The organism is Corynebacterium hylobatis, assembly GCF_003955685.1.
Lineage (GTDB): Bacteria > Actinomycetota > Actinomycetes > Mycobacteriales > Mycobacteriaceae > Corynebacterium > Corynebacterium hylobatis.
Map to the genome: position 1 here is coordinate 132,196 of NZ_RXHJ01000005.1, position 18,188 is coordinate 150,383.

Annotated in this window: 17 protein-coding genes and 4 tRNA genes; 1 reads left to right on the forward strand and 20 read right to left on the reverse strand. The window is 66.8% G+C overall.

What is annotated here, in order from left to right:
* Nucleotides 1-59 precede the first annotated feature (59 nt).
* The 15 genes from pgfA to EAH68_RS04835 form a co-directional block, all read right to left on the reverse strand.
* Nucleotides 60-1,007, reverse strand: a complete 948-nt coding sequence (pgfA, locus tag EAH68_RS04765) for a cell envelope lipid trafficking protein PgfA (protein ID WP_126120187.1) — start codon at nucleotides 1,005-1,007, stop codon at nucleotides 60-62.
* A 146-nt stretch (nucleotides 1,008-1,153) separates the two neighbouring features.
* Nucleotides 1,154-1,540, reverse strand: coding sequence for a 50S ribosomal protein L7/L12 (gene rplL, locus EAH68_RS04770; RefSeq protein ID WP_126120188.1), 387 nt, complete (start codon nucleotides 1,538-1,540; stop codon nucleotides 1,154-1,156).
* 78 nt (nucleotides 1,541-1,618) lie between these two features.
* Complete coding sequence (gene rplJ / locus EAH68_RS04775) at nucleotides 1,619-2,134, reverse strand: 50S ribosomal protein L10 (protein ID WP_126120189.1); 516 nt, start codon at nucleotides 2,132-2,134, stop codon at nucleotides 1,619-1,621.
* Between the two features lie 302 nt (nucleotides 2,135-2,436).
* Nucleotides 2,437-3,069: an SIMPL domain-containing protein gene (locus EAH68_RS04780; RefSeq protein WP_126120190.1), complete on the reverse strand. Its 633-nt coding sequence runs from the start codon at nucleotides 3,067-3,069 to the stop codon at nucleotides 2,437-2,439.
* A gap of 35 nt (nucleotides 3,070-3,104) precedes the next feature.
* The gene (locus tag EAH68_RS04785) at nucleotides 3,105-5,024 is read right to left on the reverse strand and encodes a heavy metal translocating P-type ATPase (RefSeq protein WP_126120191.1); all 1,920 of its coding nucleotides are present in this window, start codon (nucleotides 5,022-5,024) and stop codon (nucleotides 3,105-3,107) included.
* 72 nt (nucleotides 5,025-5,096) lie between these two features.
* Nucleotides 5,097-6,311, reverse strand: a complete 1,215-nt coding sequence (locus EAH68_RS04790; protein ID WP_126120192.1) for an RtcB family protein — start codon at nucleotides 6,309-6,311, stop codon at nucleotides 5,097-5,099.
* Nucleotides 6,312-6,671: 360 nt separating this feature from the next.
* Nucleotides 6,672-7,382, reverse strand: coding sequence for a 50S ribosomal protein L1 (gene rplA / locus EAH68_RS04795; protein ID WP_126120193.1), 711 nt, complete (start codon nucleotides 7,380-7,382; stop codon nucleotides 6,672-6,674).
* Between the two features lie 87 nt (nucleotides 7,383-7,469).
* Nucleotides 7,470-7,904: a 50S ribosomal protein L11 gene (gene rplK / locus EAH68_RS04800; RefSeq protein ID WP_126120194.1), complete on the reverse strand. Its 435-nt coding sequence runs from the start codon at nucleotides 7,902-7,904 to the stop codon at nucleotides 7,470-7,472.
* Between the two features lie 216 nt (nucleotides 7,905-8,120).
* A complete protein-coding gene (gene nusG / locus EAH68_RS04805; RefSeq protein WP_126120195.1) occupies nucleotides 8,121-8,963 on the reverse strand; it encodes a transcription termination/antitermination protein NusG in 843 nt (280 codons plus the stop codon).
* A 126-nt stretch (nucleotides 8,964-9,089) separates the two neighbouring features.
* Nucleotides 9,090-9,422 (reverse strand): preprotein translocase subunit SecE, encoded by a 333-nt coding sequence (gene secE, locus EAH68_RS04810; protein WP_126120196.1) that lies wholly within the window; start codon nucleotides 9,420-9,422, stop codon nucleotides 9,090-9,092.
* A gap of 114 nt (nucleotides 9,423-9,536) precedes the next feature.
* Nucleotides 9,537-9,612 (reverse strand) — tRNA-Trp (locus tag EAH68_RS04815).
* An 80-nt stretch (nucleotides 9,613-9,692) separates the two neighbouring features.
* Nucleotides 9,693-9,764 (reverse strand) — tRNA-Met (locus EAH68_RS04820).
* 67 nt (nucleotides 9,765-9,831) lie between these two features.
* Nucleotides 9,832-9,904 (reverse strand) — tRNA-Thr (locus EAH68_RS04825).
* Nucleotides 9,905-10,437: 533 nt separating this feature from the next.
* Nucleotides 10,438-10,520 (reverse strand) — tRNA-Tyr (locus tag EAH68_RS04830).
* A gap of 82 nt (nucleotides 10,521-10,602) precedes the next feature.
* Nucleotides 10,603-11,619, reverse strand: coding sequence for a polyprenyl synthetase family protein (locus tag EAH68_RS04835; protein WP_126120197.1), 1,017 nt, complete (start codon nucleotides 11,617-11,619; stop codon nucleotides 10,603-10,605).
* 111 nt (nucleotides 11,620-11,730) lie between these two features.
* Between EAH68_RS04835 and EAH68_RS04840 the strand changes: the two genes are divergently transcribed.
* Nucleotides 11,731-12,987: a geranylgeranyl reductase family protein gene (locus EAH68_RS04840; protein ID WP_126120198.1), complete on the forward strand. Its 1,257-nt coding sequence runs from the start codon at nucleotides 11,731-11,733 to the stop codon at nucleotides 12,985-12,987.
* On the opposite strand, the gene EAH68_RS04845 is transcribed toward EAH68_RS04840, so the two are convergent.
* From EAH68_RS04845 to EAH68_RS04865, 5 genes are all read right to left on the reverse strand, one after another.
* Nucleotides 12,974-13,663 (reverse strand): demethylmenaquinone methyltransferase, encoded by a 690-nt coding sequence (locus tag EAH68_RS04845; RefSeq protein WP_126120199.1) that lies wholly within the window; start codon nucleotides 13,661-13,663, stop codon nucleotides 12,974-12,976. The genes EAH68_RS04840 and EAH68_RS04845 overlap by 14 nt on opposite strands.
* Nucleotides 13,664-13,673: 10 nt before the next feature.
* Nucleotides 13,674-14,888 (reverse strand): glycosyltransferase family 4 protein, encoded by a 1,215-nt coding sequence (locus EAH68_RS04850; RefSeq protein ID WP_126120200.1) that lies wholly within the window; start codon nucleotides 14,886-14,888, stop codon nucleotides 13,674-13,676.
* Nucleotides 14,889-14,935: 47 nt separating this feature from the next.
* The gene (locus EAH68_RS04855; RefSeq protein ID WP_126120359.1) at nucleotides 14,936-15,337 is read right to left on the reverse strand and encodes a DUF3592 domain-containing protein; all 402 of its coding nucleotides are present in this window, start codon (nucleotides 15,335-15,337) and stop codon (nucleotides 14,936-14,938) included.
* Nucleotides 15,338-15,375: 38 nt separating this feature from the next.
* Nucleotides 15,376-17,016, reverse strand: a complete 1,641-nt coding sequence (gene menD, locus EAH68_RS04860; protein WP_126120201.1) for a 2-succinyl-5-enolpyruvyl-6-hydroxy-3-cyclohexene-1-carboxylic-acid synthase — start codon at nucleotides 17,014-17,016, stop codon at nucleotides 15,376-15,378.
* 298 nt (nucleotides 17,017-17,314) lie between these two features.
* Nucleotides 17,315-17,845: a hypothetical protein gene (locus EAH68_RS04865; RefSeq protein WP_126120202.1), complete on the reverse strand. Its 531-nt coding sequence runs from the start codon at nucleotides 17,843-17,845 to the stop codon at nucleotides 17,315-17,317.
* Nucleotides 17,846-18,188 lie beyond the last annotated feature (343 nt).

Consider the following 18,188-nt stretch of genomic DNA (forward strand, 5'->3'; position numbering starts at 1 on the left):
ACTCTACCACGACTTCCCGGGCAGTTCGCACCTCACCCTCGGATGTCCTACTCCCCTGCTCAGCCGCGGCGACGAGCGAATACACCGGTGGCACCCACCAGCCCCGCCAGGATCAGCAGGCCACCCACGCCCATGACCACCCAGCGCACCGTGTCCACCACCGCCGGATCCCGGATCTCGCCGGCGGCACGCAGATGGGCATCAATCTGCTGCTGAGGCATCTGTCCCTCGAAGAGCAGGACCTGCTCACGCTTCTCCCCGTCGACTGTGCCGTAGTAGGAGTCCACGTCCTCCCTGATCTCCACGACCAACCCGGAGACCCGGTCCACCAGGAAGTCACGCGTGACGGAGTGGAAGAGGTAGCCGCGCTCCCCGTCAGCGAAGGCTGTTGTGTTGAAGGGGGAGGCGTAGAGCTCGGCGACGTTCGTCGGCTCCACTTGCTGACGGTAGCGGTGGATGGTCCGGCCGTTGATGTCCAGCTCCTCAGCGAACTCCGCCGGGCGGGTCTGCCGCAGTCTGGGCTCGAAGACCTCGTAGGTGGCCTGTTGCGCATCCGAGGGGAACTTCAGCCACACCCCCGCGACGGGCACCTCACTGACGGGACTGGCCAGTTGGTCGGTGAGGGTCGCCGGAGTGGTGAATTCACCGGTGGTGCGGTCTAGGCCGAAAGTCCATACCTCGGCGGAGATCAGCCGGTCCAGCTCCTCCTGCAGGCTGTCGCGCATGAGGGTCTCCCCCACCCGCAGCGTCACCGTCTCCTCGTCGGCCGGGTTCTGGATCTCCACATGGAGCTGCCTCGTGACCGGTACATCCAGCACCCGTCCGCCCGGATCCGTCATCAGACGCGTCTGCGCCTCATCGTCGGTCAGCGTCCACGTCGTGGCCGTCAGGTCCAGCGGCAGACGGCTGTCCCCGGGCAGGAATCGGGGGGCCACGAGACCTGCCACCAGGAGGGCGACGCCGATGCTGAGCACGAGAAAGGAGAGCAGGCGGGACTTGGGCAGCATGGGTGCGAGTCTACCCGCCGCACAGAAGGGCCCCTCGTGAAAGGTGACTGTCCCGGAACACCCGAGTCAAGGGGCCCCGGAATCGGGAGAACCCCGCTCCATCCACGAAAAGTGGATGTGCGGGGTTCGCGCGAAAAGGGTTCCTCTTACTTGAGGGAGACCTTGGCGCCGGCCTCTTCGAGCTTGGCCTTGGCAGCGTCGGCGTCTTCCTTGGAAGCACCCTCGAGGATGGCCTTCGGTGCGCCCTCGACGAGCTCCTTGGCCTCCTTCAGGCCCAGGCCGGAGACGAGCTCGCGGACAGCCTTGATCACGCCGATCTTCTTGGCGCCGGCGTCCTCGAGGACGACGTCGAACTCGGACTGCTCCTCAGCGGCAGCAGCCTCGCCGCCAGCGGCACCTGCAGCTGCAACGGCGACCGGAGCGGCAGCGGTGACCTCGAAGACCTCTTCGAACTCCTTGACGAACTCGGAGAGCTCGATCAGGGTCATCTCCTTGAATGCCTCAATGAGCTCGTCCTTGGTGAGCTTAGCCATGGTGGCTTCCTTTCTTTGTGGGCCGGTTTCAGCAGGCCCGAATTTGTGGGGTGTGAATGGGTGCGCCGTGATGGCGACTTAAGCGTCCTTCTTCTCCTGGAGCGCAGCTGCGAGGCGTGCGACCTGGGAAGCGGGAGCATTGAACAGGCCTGCGGCCTTTGCCAGATTGCCCTTCATGGCACCGGCCAGCTTCGCGAGGGTGGTCTCGCGGTTGTCCAGCTCGGCGATGGCCTTGACCTGGTCGGCAGACAGAGCGTTGCCGTCCATGTAGCCACCCTTGACGATGAACGCCTTGTTATCATCGGCGAACTTCTTCATCACCTTGGCGGCATCGACAGCCTCGCCCTTGATGAAGGCGACTGCGGTCGGACCGGTGAGATGCTCGTCAAGACCCTCGATGCCCTTTTCCTGGGCAGCGATCTTGATAAGGGTGTTCTTGGCGACGGAGTACTGGACGTCGAAGCCGAGAGCGCCGCGCAGCTCAGAGATCTGCGCAACGGTCAGGCCACGGTACTCGGTGAGGACGACGGTGTCCGCCTCCTCGAACTTGGCCTTGAGCTCTGCGAGCTCGGCCTGGTTCTTCGCGTTTGCCATTACTTCGCCTCCTTCCAATTACGTGTCGTGTTGATCCGCCGGGGCCTTCCTCAAAGAAAAAGGCCCCGTGCAAGAGCACGGGGCGCATCATCTCCCGTAAAGGAGGTGGTGGCTCGAAAGTGTCTCCTGCGTGGGCCGTTCCAGTGTCCTGGAATCCTTCGATCCTTCTCGGATGACCGACGGTCTTCGGTGAAACTTGAGCGCGGTTCCTGTGTCAGAAACCGATTCAAACTTCGGTGTGTCATCCTAGGCGTGACCGGGCGGAAACTCCAAATCGCCTGGTCTCGGCAGAAAGCCCACCCTCAGCCCTCCTGCTCCAGGAGGAAGTCCACGGTGACGGATTCCTCGAGGGGCACCAGCTCCGGTTTCAGGTCCAGCTCAAGGGTGCGCGGCGGCAGGTCCGCACCCCGCGCCACCTCCATGGCGACCATCCGCATCTCCGGTCGGCCGTACGGCGCGTCCCCGCTGTCGATGCGCTGCGGGGCCCCCGCACGTACACCGAGGGCCTCCGCCAGCAGCCCCGCTTCCCGACGGGCGTCCCGCACCGCCGCCACCTGCAGGTGCTCGCGCAGCTCCCGCCTGCGCCCCTCCGACAACTGCCAGGTAGGGCCGAGAACCTCCACCGACGGCACGTCAGCGAGGCGGGCGATGATCTCACGGAGTCCATCAACGCCACCGACCGCGGTCACCGCGCACTCCCAGGTGGCCACAGTGTGGGAATCCCAGGTGTTCTCCCCCAGGCTCTCATCGCTGACCTCCACCCCCGACACGGCGCCGAGGACGGCGCGGGCGAGGGCCAGGCCCTCCTGCCGGAGCCGGTAGGCCCCCTCCTGGTGGGCGTGGCGGGCGTTGACGCGCAGGCGGACAGCGGCGGTGTCGGCGGGGAACTCACCGGCGGCGGTGCCCGTGCAGCGGACAGTCGGGATGTGATCCATATCATCAGGCTAAGCGCCGGCCCGCCCTCCCGCCACTACCCTCCCGGAACCCTGTCGAAATCGCTCAACGGTTCACGGACCATACCCACCCGGGCGGCATTGAGGATCGCCAGCACATCGATGACCTCCTGGGCGATGGCCCCCAGCAGCGGGGTGAGCAGACCGAAGACGGCGAGCAGCATGCCGATCATGCTCAGTGCCATGCCACCCAGCGCGGACTGCAGGGCGATGCGCCGCATCCGCGCGCCGATGTGGAGGAGCTCGTCGAGACGCTCCAGGGAGGAGTCGAGGATGACGGCGTCGGCGGCCTCGGAGGTGACGTCGGAGTTCGCGCCCATCGCCACACCGACGGTGGCCACGGCCATCGCGGGGGCATCGTTGATGCCGTCCCCGAGAAAGAGCGTCGGTCCTCGCCGGTTGTACTCCTCGACCAGGGCGAGTTTGCCCTCCGGGCTGATTCCGGCGTGGACCTCCTCGACGCCGACCTGCCCCGCCAGGTGCCGGACCTCCGCCTCCCGGTCGCCGGAGACGATCATCAGCCGCTCCACGTCGTGACTGCCCGGCAGATGGGCGATGAACTCGCCTGCCGACGCCCGCGGCTCGTCCCGCAACCGGATGAGGGCGGCGTAGGCGTCGTCGACAAGTACGACGGATTCCATCCCTGCCGCCGTGACCGGCATGAGCGCGCGGCTGGCCGGGTCGATCTCCTGGCAGGTGCGCCGGTTGGTGATGCGGATGTGCCGGCCGTCGACCCTGCCTGTCAGTCCCTGGCCGGGCCGCTCGGAGATCTCCGTGACATCGGGCAGCACCAGGCCACGTTTCTCCGCCTGGTTACGGATGGCATCCGCCAGCGGATGACGCGAGTAGCGCTCGACCGAGGCCGCGAGCGCGAGCACCTCATCGGCGGCGAAACCCGCCGCAGTGTGGATGTCGGTGACCACCGGCCGTCCGTAGGTCAGGGTGCCCGTCTTGTCGAACATGACCGTCGTGATCCGGGAGGTGTGTTCCAGCATCCCGGGATTCTTCACGATGATGCCGCGGCGGGCCGCCAGCGAGATCGCCCCGATGATGGCGACCGGCACGCCGATGAGCAGCGGGCAGGGCGTGGCCACGACGACCACCGCCAGGAAACGCGTGGGATCCCCCGACACCGCCCAGCCGAGCACCCCCAACGCCAGGGCGATGACCGTGTACCAGGCACCCAGCCGGTCCGCGAGACGGCGCATCGCCGGCCGGTTCTCCTCCGCCTCCCGCAGCACGCCGACGATCTGCGCGTAGCGGGAATCCTCCGCTGGCCGCAGCGCCACGATCGCCAGCGGATTCTCCCCGTTGACCGCACCCGACATCACCGCCGATCCCCGGGATTTGCCCACCACATAGGGTTCGCCGGTAAGGAAGGACTCGTCCATGCTGCCGTGCCCCTCGACGACCTCCCCGTCCACGGGGCACAGCTCGTGCGGCAGGATGAGCAGCAGATCCCCAACGGCGATCTCGCTGACCGGGACCTCATCGGTCCCCGCCGAGATGTCCGCACCCCGCAACCGGTGGGCGGTGGTCGGCGCGCGCCGGGCGAGGGCGGCGAGGGTGCCCGAGGCGCGTCTCGACGCCGCCCCTTCCAGCGCCTCACCCCCGGAGAGCATGAGCACGATGATCGCGGCAACCAGCCACTCCCCCAGCAGCACGGCCGTGATGATGGAGACGGCCGCCAGGGTGTCCGCCCCGCCCCGGGTCCGGATCGCTGAGCGGGCCACCTCGATCATGAGCGGGATCCCGCCGAGGATGACCACCGCGACCAGGGGCCAGTCCCGTGCCCACCCGCTCAGCCCGGGGCCGAACCACAGGATGAGGTGCAGCGCGATGGCCATCAGCGTGGCCACCGTGATCAGCCCGTCACGGGAGCGGAAGAACAGGCTCCACGACCGGTGGGCGGCAGGTGCGGTCGGCATGGTGTCCATGTGCTCAGTATCGGCCAGAAAAACCTTTCCCACCAGTAAGTACAGGCTTACCTGAAGGGTGGTCCACCAGGCTCAGGTGCCCTTGACGTTGAGGACCTGGCGCAGGCGGTGGCGGATCTCCACCATCGGTTCCGCGTCCTGCATGACGCGGTCGATGTTCTTGTAGGCGTCCGGGATCTCATCCACCCATTCCTTGCCGGGCCGGTAGACGATGCCCTTCATCCGCCGTTCCAGATCCGCGGCGGTGAACTGCTCCTTCGCCTGCGTGCGGGACAGCCGACGCCCTGCCCCGTGCGGGGCGCTGTGGAACGCAGACGCATGCCCCTTCCCCGCCACCACATAGGAGGCGGTGCCCATGGAACCGGGGATCAGCGCGGTGTCACCTTCCCGGGCGCGGACCGCACCCTTGCGGGTCACCCACACCCGGCGGTCGTAGTGGTACTCCTCCACCGTGTAATTATGGTGGCAGTTCACTCTCTCCAGCTCCTCGACCTCCCGGCCGACGAAATCCGACAGTGCGGTGGCGAAACGGTCCATCATCTCCTCCCGGTTGAGCCAGGCGAAACGCTGCGCCCAGTCCAGGTCCGCCAGGTAGGAGTCGAATTCCGGGGTCTCGGCCACGAGGTAGGCCAGGTCGGCGTGGGGCAGCGGAATCCAGTACTTCTCACACTGCTCCTGGGCCGCGGTGATGTGCTTCCGGGCGATCTTGTTGCCCACGCCGCGGGAACCGGAGTGGAGGAACATCCACACCGATTCCTCCTCATCGAGACAGAGCTCGATGAAGTGGTTGCCGCCACCCAGCGAACCCAGCTGCTGGCGCCACTTCGGCGAATGGGAGAGATCGACATCGGTGAGCTCGGCCAGTTCCGCCAGTTCCCGGGTGCGGGTGTCAGCGGTCGTCCCGGCCAGCGCCCAGTCATTGTAGTTTCCCGGCGAGAGCGGAATGGCCGCCTCCAGTGTGTCACGCAGCTGCTTCAGGTCCCGGCGCCTGATGTCCTCGGCGGTGAAGCCGGTGCGCACACCGATCATTCCGCAACCGATGTCGACGCCGACCGCGGACGGAATCACCGCGTCGACGGTGCCGAATACGGTGCCCACTGCGGAACCCAGGCCGACGTGGGCGTCCGGCATGAGGGCCACGTGCGGCCAGACGAAGGGCATGGAGGCCAGCTGCTCGGCCTGATCGAGGGTGCCCTGCTCGATGTGGCTGGCGAAGTTGATGACCTTCGGGGTGCGGGGCGCGAGGTTGCGCCGGATCGGTGCCCTGGGGCGGCGGCGGGCGGACATGGTGTTCTCCTTCTCCTGTCGGTGCGGGGTGGACGAATCAGACAGGGCAGAAAGAAACGGCTGGGGTGTGGCTGCGGACCGGTCCTCCCGCCCCGGATGAGGGCGCATCGGTTCGCGGGGTGCTAAAGATCTGCTGCGGGGCCGACGGGGCATACCTGAAACTGCGGTTGATGTAGCTGCACACCCATCAGGTCGCCTCCCTTCGGCGGGTTCTGTGTCCATAAGCGTCCCTGGCCAGCGGATTCCGGCCTCATCAGCGACCCTAGTTCAGTGGGTGAAGACCGTCAACGACCTGCGCAGAAGAAAACGCCCCGCCGCTTCCTGCTGGAAGCGACGGGGCGTCGAGAAGCAGCCGGAGGCTTAGGCCTCGCCGGCGTAGTTCTTCTGCACCGAAGAGTCGACCGGGACACCCGGGCCGTTGGTGGAGGAGAGGGTGATCTTCTTGAGGTAGATACCCTTGGCGGAGGACGGCTTGATACGCAGCAGCTCGTCCAGCAGCGCGCCGTAGTTCTCGGCCAGGGCCTTCTCGTCGAAGGACGCCTTGCCGATGGCGGCGTGCAGGTTGGATGCCTTGTCCACGCGGAAGGAGATCTTGCCGCCCTTGACCTCGGCGACAGCCTTGGCCACGTCGGTGGTGACGGTGCCGGTCTTCGGGTTCGGCATCAGACCACGCGGGCCCAGCACGCGGGCGACGCGGCCGACCTTGGCCATCTGGTCCGGGGTGGCGATGGCGACGTCGAAATCGATGGTGCCGGAGGTGATCTGCTCGATCAGCTCGTCGGTGCCCACGATGTCGGCGCCGGCCTCCTGGGCCTCGGTGGCCTTCTCACCGGCGGCGAAGACGGCGACACGCACGGTCTTACCGGTGCCGTGCGGCAGGGAGACGGTGCCACGGACCAGCTGGTCAGCCTTACGCGGGTCAACGCCCAGGCGGATGGCGACGTCGACGGTGGAGTCGAAGTTCTTGGAGGAGGTCTCCTTGATCAGCTTCGCGGCCTCGAGCGGCGCGTATTCGCGGGACTTGTCGACCAGCTCAGCGGCGGCCTTGTATGCCTTGGAGTTCTTGCTCATTATGCAATTCCTTCTTGGGAGGGATTGGTGTGGTCAGGCGGGCCGAGCCGGCCCTGCCACAGTTGGTTCTTCAGGGGAAGAGAGGGATTAACCCTCGACCTCGATGCCCATGGAACGGGCGGTACCGGCGACGATCTTGGCGGCAGCCTCGATGTCACGGGCGTTGAGGTCTTCCTTCTTGGTTTCGGCGATCTCCCTGACCTGGGTCATGGTGACCTTGCCGACCTTCTCGGTGTGCGGGACGCCGGAGCCCTTCTGCAGGCCGGCGGCCTTCAGCAGCAGCTTGGCGGCCGGCGGGGTCTTCAGCTTGAAGTCGAAGCTGCGGTCCTCGTAGACGGTGATCTCCACCGGCACGACGTTGCCGCGCTGGGACTCGGTTGCTGCGTTGTAGGCCTTGCAGAATTCCATGATGTTGACACCATGGGCACCGAGGGCAGGGCCGACCGGCGGGGCCGGGTTGGCGGCGCCAGCCTCGATCTGCAGCTTGATGAGGCCAGTGACCTTCTTCTTCTTGGGAGCCATCGAATTACCTCGTTCCGTGGTACCGGCGGGCCGTCACGATGATGACGGCCACCGTCCGGATGCCGGGCCCCGCTACCAGCTGGTTTCCGCTGGGTCTGCACGTATCCCGGCCACCGGGGATGAATGTTTGATCGGTGCGCACTGATACGAGCCGGCACGCACCGGTCCACCCTACGGCACGAGGTTGCCCGCGCCCAAATAGGCGCGGAGCAGGTCCTAGCTGATCTTCTCGATCTGGTCGGAGGTCAGCTCCACCGGGGTCTCACGGCCGAAGATGGAGACCAGGGCCTGGATCTTGCCGGTCGCCGGATCGATCTCGGAGATCGTCGCGGACACCGACGCCAGGGCACCGGTGAGGATGGTGACGGCCTCGCCGACCTCGAAGTCGATCGCGATGGTCGACTTCGACTGCTCCTCCGGCATGGCGACGACCTTCTCACCGTCGGCGGTGACGGCTGCGGCCTCACCCTCGACGGTGGCCTCCTTCGGCATGAGGAACTTCGCGACGTCGCGGTGCTTCACCACGGTGGCGTTGCCCTCGTTGCCCACGAAGCTGGTCACACCCGGGGTGTCACGGACGACGGACCAGGCCTTGTCGTTCATCTCCATGCGGACCAGGACGTAGCCCGGCAGCAGCTTGCGCTTGACCATCTTGCGCTTGCCGTCCTTGATCTCGATGACCTGCTCGATCGGGACAACGACGTCGTAGATGTACTCCTCGACCTCCAGGGTCTGGGCACGCATGTCGAGGTTGGTCTTCACCTTGTTCTCGTAGCCCGAGTAGCACTGGATGATGTACCAGTCACCCGGCTGCTTCTTCAGCTCACGGGTGTACTCACGCAGACGGCGACGGTACTCCGCCTCCGCATCCTCTTCGGTCGTGTCACCCAGGGCGGCGGCAGCCGCGGCGAGAGAGGTCTCCTCGGCCTGCTGCGGCTCATCCTCCAGGGCGACAGACTCGGCGGCGGAGGCCTCCTCGGTGCCTTCCTGACTGTCGTCGAGCAGCTCGGTGGGGTCGGTGGTCTCGGAAATGTTCTCGGATGCGAATTCTTCGCTCATGATGCTCCAGATGTGTAGGGCAACTCGGAAAGGCCGTTTCAGGACAGTTTACCGGCCGCGGCCAATGAATAATCCCGCCGACCCTGGAGGGCGCGGCGGGATGAAATCTGATGGTGAAGACTGTACCTAAGGGGTGAGGATCTTCTCAACTCCGAGACCTGCGACGAAGTCCACACTGGACACCAGCGCAGTCACAACGATGAGGAATGCGAAGACCACCAGGGTGTAGACCACCATCTGGCGGGCGGTCGGCCAAATGACCTTCCGCACCTCCGAGACAACCTCGGGCAGGAAGCTGGCGACACCACCACCCGGTTTCTCATCTTCCGGACCAGTCTTGGTGACCCGCTTGGCCTCATACGAAGACGAGGTCGTGGTGGCGGCGGTACCAACACCTGCCATCTGACGCTTACCCGTCGGACGGGCTGCGCCGGACTGGTTGGGCTGCTGATCGGTCACAGCTCTCCTCGCAAAAGATGTCTCGTGTTCAGAACTCCGTTGAGCTTACCAGAGGGGTTGCCCTGGCAAGCAGAACGGGCCGGTACTGAGGATCATCTCAGTACCGGCCCGTATTGGCAGGGGCGACAGGACTCGAACCTGCAACCTACGGTTTTGGAGACCGTTGCTCTACCAATTGAACTACGCCCCTTGGTGCGCTGATTCAACAGCACGGCTCACCCTACCAGACAGGCAATTCTTTTAGAAAGTACCCGCTGTCCGGCAAACCGGTAGCGATGGCGGGAATTGAACCCGCGACACAGCGATTATGAGTCGCTTGCTCTACCACTGAGCTACACCGCCTGGTGGCAGTTTCACACTTCCCCAGCCACCGACGGTTTGCCCTGCGACCGAGGGAGAAAAGAAACAGAGCCCCCTATCAGAATCGAACTGATGACCTTCTCCTTACCATGGAGACACTCTACCGACTGAGCTAAGGGGGCTTAGCTTCCAGGATCTTCGGCCAGATTCTCTCCGACCCGCTCCGTTGAAGCCTTGAACAGATTAACCCTACTTACCGTGCATACACAAATCGGCAGTTCAGAGCATGTTTTGAGGGCTTCCAAGAGCATTACCTGAATACACTTGCAGATGTTCCCGTGGAGGGACTCCGGCCGGACTGCCACCACCACGCGGAGACCCGGGCAAGGGCGGACGCCGATGCCCCCGTGGGGCTCCCACCGACCAGCAGAACACCACCTTCCCCTCTGGCCGGGAAAACTCGCCGCTCCGACCCTCCGTTGGCTAGCTCCCTACAAGTAGCTCCCGTGAGGTAGCTCCTGACACGTATCTGGCGGGACACCACTCCGCCAATACGCCCCACCACTCGCGATATACATGTCGGGACCTACCTCACGGGAGCTAACCGACAGGACCTGCCCAACGGGAGCAGCACCCCCACCTGCCCCGCATCCAACCCCCAACCCCGGAATGCAGAAGACCCACCTGAACCAGAGGTTCAGGTGGGTCTGAAGTGTGCCAGGTACAAGATTCGAACTTGTGTAGGCGTGAGCCGGCGGATTTACAGTCCGCTCCCATTGGCCGCTCGGGCAACCTGGCGTGCACCGCATGGTGCGTGACATACTCTACTACGACATACCGACCGGCTAGCAAATCGGCAGGTCAACCGGCCTAACCGGAGTTAACCCACGCGCTGGATGGTGAACTTGGCCAGCCGCCGCAGAGCGTTGGTGGCCGCGTTGGCCGGGAGCCGGTCCATCTGGGCCTCAGCCTCGGCAAGATAGCGGTGGACGTCGTCGAGCGCGCGCCGGCGCCCCTGGGAGCGGCCGAGCAGCTCGAGCGCGCGGTCCACGTCCCCGTCCTCGGTGAGTGGACCTGTGAGCAGCCCACGGAGCTCGTCACCGATCTCGCCCTCCTCCTCCAGCGCGTAGAGCACAGGGAGGGTGAATACACCTTCGCGCAGATCCGTCCCCGGCGTCTTGCCGGACTGCTCGTGCGCGGAGAAGATGTCGATGATGTCGTCGACGATCTGGAAGATCATGCCGATGGCGGCGCCGATCTTCATCAGGGCGTCGGCGTGTTCCTCACTGGCCCCGGCGTGGTAGGCGCCGAGGTGCCCGCAGGAGGCGATGAGCACCGCGGTCTTCTCACGGATGACGTCCATGTAGTGCTCGACAGGGTCACGTCCCTCTGCCCCGATGGTCTCCCGCATCTGGCCGGTGACCAGGTCCTGGAAGGTCTGCGCGAAGTGCCCCACGGTGTGGGTGTCCAGTTCGCTCATGATCCGGGAGGCATGGGCGAAGAGGATGTCACCGGCGAGGATGGCGACGGAGTTGTCCCAGCGGGCGTTCGCGGACTCCACGCCGCGGCGCAGCTCAGCCTCGTCCATGACGTCATCATGGTAGAGGGTGGCCAGGTGCACCGTCTCGAGCACGGCCGCGGCCTTGACCACGTCCGGGGAGCCGGCCTTCGGGCCGTACTGGGAGGCCAGCAGCGTCATCATGGGGCGGAAGCGTTTGCCGCCCGCGTTCATGAGGTGGGTGACCTTGTTGGCGAGGAAGTCCTCGCCTTTCGCCAGCTCCTCGCGCAGCAGGACCTCCACAGCGTCCATTCCGGTGGCGATGCGCTCGTTGAGCCCGGCGTCTCCCAGATCCACGTGCCCGGCGGGAGTGGTCTGATAGGTGGTGCCGTTGGTCATGTCGGAAGTGTCCTTGCAGCGGTCTGACGGTGGGGATGATCGCACTCAACCGTAGTCCAAAGAGGGCCCACCCCGTACTCAGGGGTGGGATGGAATGCCACAATAGGGCGCATGAGTGGAAACGTGGGTTCTGTCGATGTCCTCATTGTCGGTGCGGGGCCCGCAGGTTCCGCCGCGGCGGTGCATGCGGCGGAGGCGGGGCACGAGGTCCTGCTTCTTGACGCCGCCTCCTTCCCCCGCGACAAGACCTGCGGCGACGGGCTCACCCCGCGTGCTGTCCACCAGCTGGGGAAGCTCGGTCTGGCGGAGGCAGTGACCTCGGATTACCACAACAAGGGGTTGAAGCTGCACGGCTTCGGCGGCTCCGTCACCGCCCCCTGGCCGGAGGGGTACTACGGCACGCGGGGTTCGGCGATGCCGCGCACCGAATTCGACCACCTGCTGGTGCGCACCGCCGTGGCCCGGGGCGCCACGCTGTGGGAGGACGCGACGGCCACCGGCGTGGAGTTCGCGGGCTCCCGGGTGGATGTGGTGACGGTGCGTCACGGGGGCGTCGAGAAGCAGGTGCGTCCCCGCTGGCTGCTGGTGGCGGACGGAGTGCGTTCGACCTTCGGCAAACTGCTGGGCCGGCAGTGGCACCGGGGTGAGGTCTACGGCATCGCAGCACGGTCCTACTGCACCTCGGCGATGTCGCAGGAGCCCTGGATCCACTCCCACGTGGAGCTGCGGGACACCGACGGCACCGTCCAGCCCGGCTACGGCTGGATCTTCCCCCTGGGCGACGGGCGGGTGAATCTCGGCGCCGGCGCCCTGTCCACTGACTCCCGCCCCGCGAAGGTGAACACGAAGCGGCTGCTCTCGCACTACGCCGCGCAGCGCCGCGCGGAATGGGTCCTCGGGCCCGAGCAGGACATCGCCTCCGCGCTGCTGCCCATGGGCGGGGCCGTCTCCAACGTGGCGGGCGCGAACTGGCTGCTCATCGGCGACGCCGCCGCCCTGGTCAACCCCCTCAACGGCGAGGGCATCGACTACGGCATGGAATCCGCCGAGATGGCCGTGGACCTGCTGCGACCCGGCCGCGATCTCACCCTCGTGTGGCCGCACGTGCTGCGGGAGACCTACGGAGAGGCCTTCCTGCTGGCCCGTACCGCCGCCCGGCTGCTCACCTACCCCAGGTTCCTGCCGCTGGTCGGTCCCCTCGGATTGCGCGGCCCGGTCGGGGCGGCGATCATGCCGGCCGCCGCCCGTCTGATGGGCAACCTCATCACCGACGAGGACCGCGACCTCATCGCCCGGGCCTGGCGGACCGCCGGTTCTGCGGTATCCAGGGTGCGCCGCGACACACCCCTGTGGGCTACCGCGGCTTGACGGCCGAGTGCAGGGCCACGATGCCGAGGCTGAGATTCTGCCAGCCTGCGTCCGCCCAGCCGTTGCCGTTGATCACCTGCGCCAGACCCTCCTGGTCCGGCCACGCGCGGATCGACTCGGCGAGGTAGATGTAGGCCTCCGGGTTGGAGGAGACCACGCGTGCAACCTGCGGCAGCAGGCGCATGAGGTATTCCTTGTACACCGTGCCGAAGACCGGCACCACCGGGGTGGAGAACTCCGCGATGGTCAGCCGGCCACCCGGCCTGGTCACCCGGGCCATCTCGCGTAGACCGGCCTCGTGGTCGTGGATGTTGCGCAGGCCGTAGGAGATGGTCACCGCATCGAAGGAGTTGTCCGCGAAGGGCAGCTGCATGCCGTCACCGACGACCTTGGGCACATCCCGGTCCCGCCCGGCGGCGAGCATGCCCTGCGAGAAGTCGCAGGCCACACACCACGCCCCCGATTTCGCCAGCTCCACCGTGGACACGGCCGTGCCGGCCGCCAGATCGAGGACCCTCTCCCCCGGCTTCAGCTGCAGGCGCTCGCGGGTACGCCGGCGCCAGCGGGCGTCCTGCCCGAAGGACAGGATCGTGTTGGTCAGGTCGTATTTCGCCCCGACGTCGTCGAACATTGACGCGACGTCGAAGGGTTTCTTGTCCAGGTCTGCCTTAGCCACGCCCCTGAGTCTAGGCCAGGCTGCCCCACGCGACGCGCGCGCCCAACGCCCGGGCAGCCCACCGGGGCAGTTCGGGGCGGGGACCGAAGAAGGTCAGCGGGACGCGTCGGGTTTCCTCGATGACGTCACGGTAGTGGTCCAGCAGCTGCTCACACAGGGCCTCCCACGTCTTGTCGTTCACGGAGACGCGGGCGTTGCCGCGCAGCCGTTCATGCCGGGAGAGGTCGAGCAGCCACTCCGCCGCCTCCGGCAGGTCACGGCTGAAGGTGTCCACATCCAGGAGGAGGCCGTTGTAGCGTTCCTGGACCAGGTCGACGGGGCCGCCGGCGCGGGGACCGATGGTGGGCACGCCGGAGGCCTGCGCCTCCTGGATCGCCTGGCAGAAGGTCTCGAACTCGCCGGCGTGGACGAACAGGTCCAGTGAGGCGTAGGCGCGGGCGAGGTCCTCCCCCTCCAGCGCGCCGGTGAACACCGCCGTGGGCATGAGCTCCTCCAGCTCCGTGCGGGAGGGGCCGTCACCGACGATGACCAGCTGGATGTCCCCGCGGCCGTGGAGGGAGACGAGGCGGTGCACGCCCTTCTCCGCGGCGAGCCGGCCCACGAAACCGACAATCCGCTTCTCCCCCGTGGGATCCCACTGCCGGCGCAGCTGCACGCAACGCTTCTCCGGGTGGAAACGGACGGCGTCGACGCCCCGGCCCCAGTGGTGGACATTGTTGATGCCGTGGGACTGCAGCTCCGCGATGGTCAGGGAGGAGGGTGCCAGGGTCCGCTGGCACATGTTGTGGATGTGGCGGGTCCAGTCCCACGCGGCGTTGGCCAGCGGGGTGAGGTGGTACTTCGTGGCGAAGCCCGCCACGTCCGTCTGGTAGAGCGCCACCGCCGGCACCCGGAGCTGGCGGGCGGCGTAGGCCCCGGCCGCCCCGAGGACGAAGGGGCTGGCCAGGTGGATGATGTGGGGATCGAAGTCACGCAGTGCGTCATTGACGGTGGGGTTGGGCACCCCGATCGGCAGCGAATCGATGAGTGGGACCCGGACAGTGGGAACCCGCACGATCTCGAAACCGAGGTACTCGCTGATCTCCTCCTGGAAATCGCGCGCCCCCGGCGCGATGACCAGTGCCTCATGTCCTTCCCTGTGCAGGTGCTCGAGAATCCGGAGGACCGAGTTGGTCACCCCGTTGACGTTGGGAAGGAAGGACTCCGCGACGATGGCTACACGCATGCTCGACATCCTCTCTGGCCCAGGCGACATCGCTCTGATATCCAGCTTTATTCCGGACGAATTCTCGGTGAACGCCCCGACCGTCCGGTGATTTTTCCTACCGTCCACCACAATAGCGCCGCTGTCACGGTTGACAACAGCGCGACGCTCAGCGCCGGAATGACGGACAGGGTCCACTCCCGCCCCTCCACCTTCACCAGGTCAGGGTCCGCTTTCGCATAGGTCACCCACACGCGCTGCCCTTCCCCCAGGCCGGTCGGGTAGAGCAGTCCGGTCGGCGGGGAGTGGTAGATCCCTGCCTCGTCGCGGTACTCCACGGCGGTACGCAGCCAGTCCGCGCCCGTCACCGTCGCGAGCGCCCGGCCGGGGTCAGAGTTGATGGCGGTGTCGTTCATGAACGGGCCGATGACCATGGCCGCGCTGCCGAGCATCGCCACGGCGTAGAGCATCAGCACCAGCTGCCGCCCCCGCCGGCCGATGCGGTCCTTCACCAACCGACCCTCTCCCGCAGTGCCTCATGCAGTTCACGCCGGGTGGTCCGGGTGGTGCGGGCCTCGATGACGGTGAGGCCGCCGGGTTGTTCGACGAGGGCGTCGAGAAGCTCGGGCAGGGTGGCCACCTCGCGGTGGTGGACACCGAAGCCCTCGCACAGGCTGCTTATCGACGCCCCGTGCGGCGTCCCCGCCACCCGCTCGAAGCTGGCGCGCAGAGGCTCCGCGCCGAGCTCGAGTGTCTCGAAGATCCCGCCGCCGTCATCGTTGGCGACCACGATGGTGAGGTTCTCCGGGTGCGGGTCCCCGGGGCTGATGAACAGTCCCCCGACATCGTGGAGGAAGGTCACGTCCCCCATCAGGGCGACGGTGCGCGGCGCCCGCGGCTCGTCCGGGTGGGCGGCCTGCACCGCCAGGGCAACACCGATGGCCTGGGAGACGGTGCCGTCGATCCCCGCCGCCCCCCGCGGCGAATACGTGTCCACACCGTCGTAGGGCAGCCCCACGAAGCTGATGTCCCGGACCGGGTTGGAGGCGCCGAGCACCATCGAATCCCCCGTGCCCAGGGTGTCGGCGACCGCCGCCGCCACGTGCAGGCCGGTGAAACCGTGGCCGGGGTCCGCCAACGTCAGACGCACCGCATCCCCCGCCAGCTCGGAGGCCGCCGAGCACACCTTCAGCCACTGCGAGGTGGGCTCCCCCGTGACCTTCACCCGCGTACCCCGTACCGAGTCGGTGCGGGGATCGGTGAAGACATCCGACCGCGAGAGGGTGATCAGTTCAATCTCCGGGTCCTTGATCAGGGCCAGCGCATCGCGGTGCAGCGTCGGATGCCCCACCACGATGACCTGCTCCGGCCGGGTGTCCACCACATAGTCGTTCGCGCTGACCTGCTCCCGGCGGAAGACTTTCGCAGCCAGCGGGTGGACCGGGTGGTACGGGGCAGGGGCAGTCGGCTCCGCGATGGTGGGCACATCCTCCAGCCCCTCCACCGCCCAGGCCTCATCACCGGCAATGACCAGCGTGTTCCGGCTCAGATCCACCGCCACCTCACCGTGATTCCGCGGCCGTGGTCCCGGGGCGCGCCGGGTGGTGAAGCTGCTCGGCTCGGCGGGCAGGACGTTGCTGACCAACGGATCGTCCAGCTCCACGTTGATGTGCACCTGGTTGCGGGTGGTGAACGCCTCCGCCAGGAGCGGGACATCGTCGACGGACTGGATGCCGGTGGTCTCCGCGTAGCGGCCGAAGATCCCGACCTGGTCGATTGTCTGGCTCGCACCGGTGTCCTGCAGCCGGCGGGGCCGGTCCGCGCTGACCACGGCCAGCGGCACATGCGAATAATGGGACTCCACCATGGCGGGGAGGCAGTTCGCCACCGCGGTGCCGGAGGTCATCACCACCGCGACGTGGCGTTTCTGCACCCGGGCCAGGCCGAGCGCCAGGAAGGCGGCGCTGCGCTCGTCCAGACGCACATGGACCCGGAGGTCCTTCCGCGCGAGAAGCGCGAGGGAGAGCGGGGAGTTCCGGGAGCCCGGACAGATCACCACGTCACTGACGTGGCGGGAAAGCTGCTCGACGACGGCCTGCGCCAGTGTGATCGACTCGGGTTGGGTGGTGTCCTGCTCGGCGTTCTGCATGGCCATGAGTCTACTTAGGTACCCGGCAGGGCCACCGGCGGTGTCGGGGTCGGGCCTGTGATCGCAAACGCCGCACACCCCGGCGGAAACGGCGGGCCGGAATCCCCTTGGTGTGCGGCATTCCCGACACCGATGGGAACCCAGCCGAGCTTCCCCCAGTCCAATAGGGCATGGAGCTGAACGGAAAGCACCGGATCAGGAGAGGTATCCGTCTGTACCCGCGGCCGGTGCCCGGCAGGGCCACGGACGGGGTGTGGAAGTTTCACGGGGAACTCTCCGCCGGGCAGTGACCCACGCGCTACTGTGCGGGGGCGGGTTCACTGTCGCCGAAGAAGCGGTCGAGGAGTCCATCGACGTCGAACTCAGGCACCTCGGAAGGCAGGATGTCACTGGGCAGCTCGGTGGGGATCTGGGTGGGCAGCGCCGGCGCCTCCTGGGTGACCGTCTCGGTGAGGGTCTGCGAGACGGTCGAGGTCACGGTGACCGGGGCCGGCGGCTCACGGTCAGCCTCCGCAGCGGCGTTGCGCCAGAGGAAGAAGAAGGCCACGGCGGCCAGCAGGGTGAGGCCGAAGAGGATTCCCAACAGCATCGGCAGCGCTCCCCCGGACTGCTTCTTCACCGGCGGCTCCTGGTAGAGCTGCTGGTGCGCCGGCGGCTGGTACTGCGGGGCCTCATGGCGGGGCTCCTCATAGCGGTAGTCAGGGTCATGCTCACCGGGGAAGTACTGCCGGGGACGCTCCACACCGGAGCCGCCGGAATCGCCCGGTCCTCCGACCGGTCCGAGGTAGCGGGTCTCATCGTTTCCGTTGGAGGGGTTTCGCGGGGTCATCGGAGATTCGGCGCCACGCCCCGCCGCCGTGCGGCGGGGACGAGAGGCCCTCCCCCTTTCTTATGGTCGAGTAGGGGCACCGTGTGGAACCTGGTGGAGATCTGCAAACGCAGCCGCCCGCACAGGTGGCCACCCGACCCGGGAACAGTCCGCAGACCCTCATCCTACCGCCGGTACCCTCCCCCGGCCCCCTCCTGCAGCACTCCCCCGGCGAAGATCCGGGGAATGATGCGCCGGTGGGCAGGTGACCCTCAGGGAGGCCCCCGACCGGTGCCCTCTTCGGGGAATTCCCGTAGCGGAGGCTATATCTCTTGGATACGGTAGGGGAAAACTTTTTCCTTTC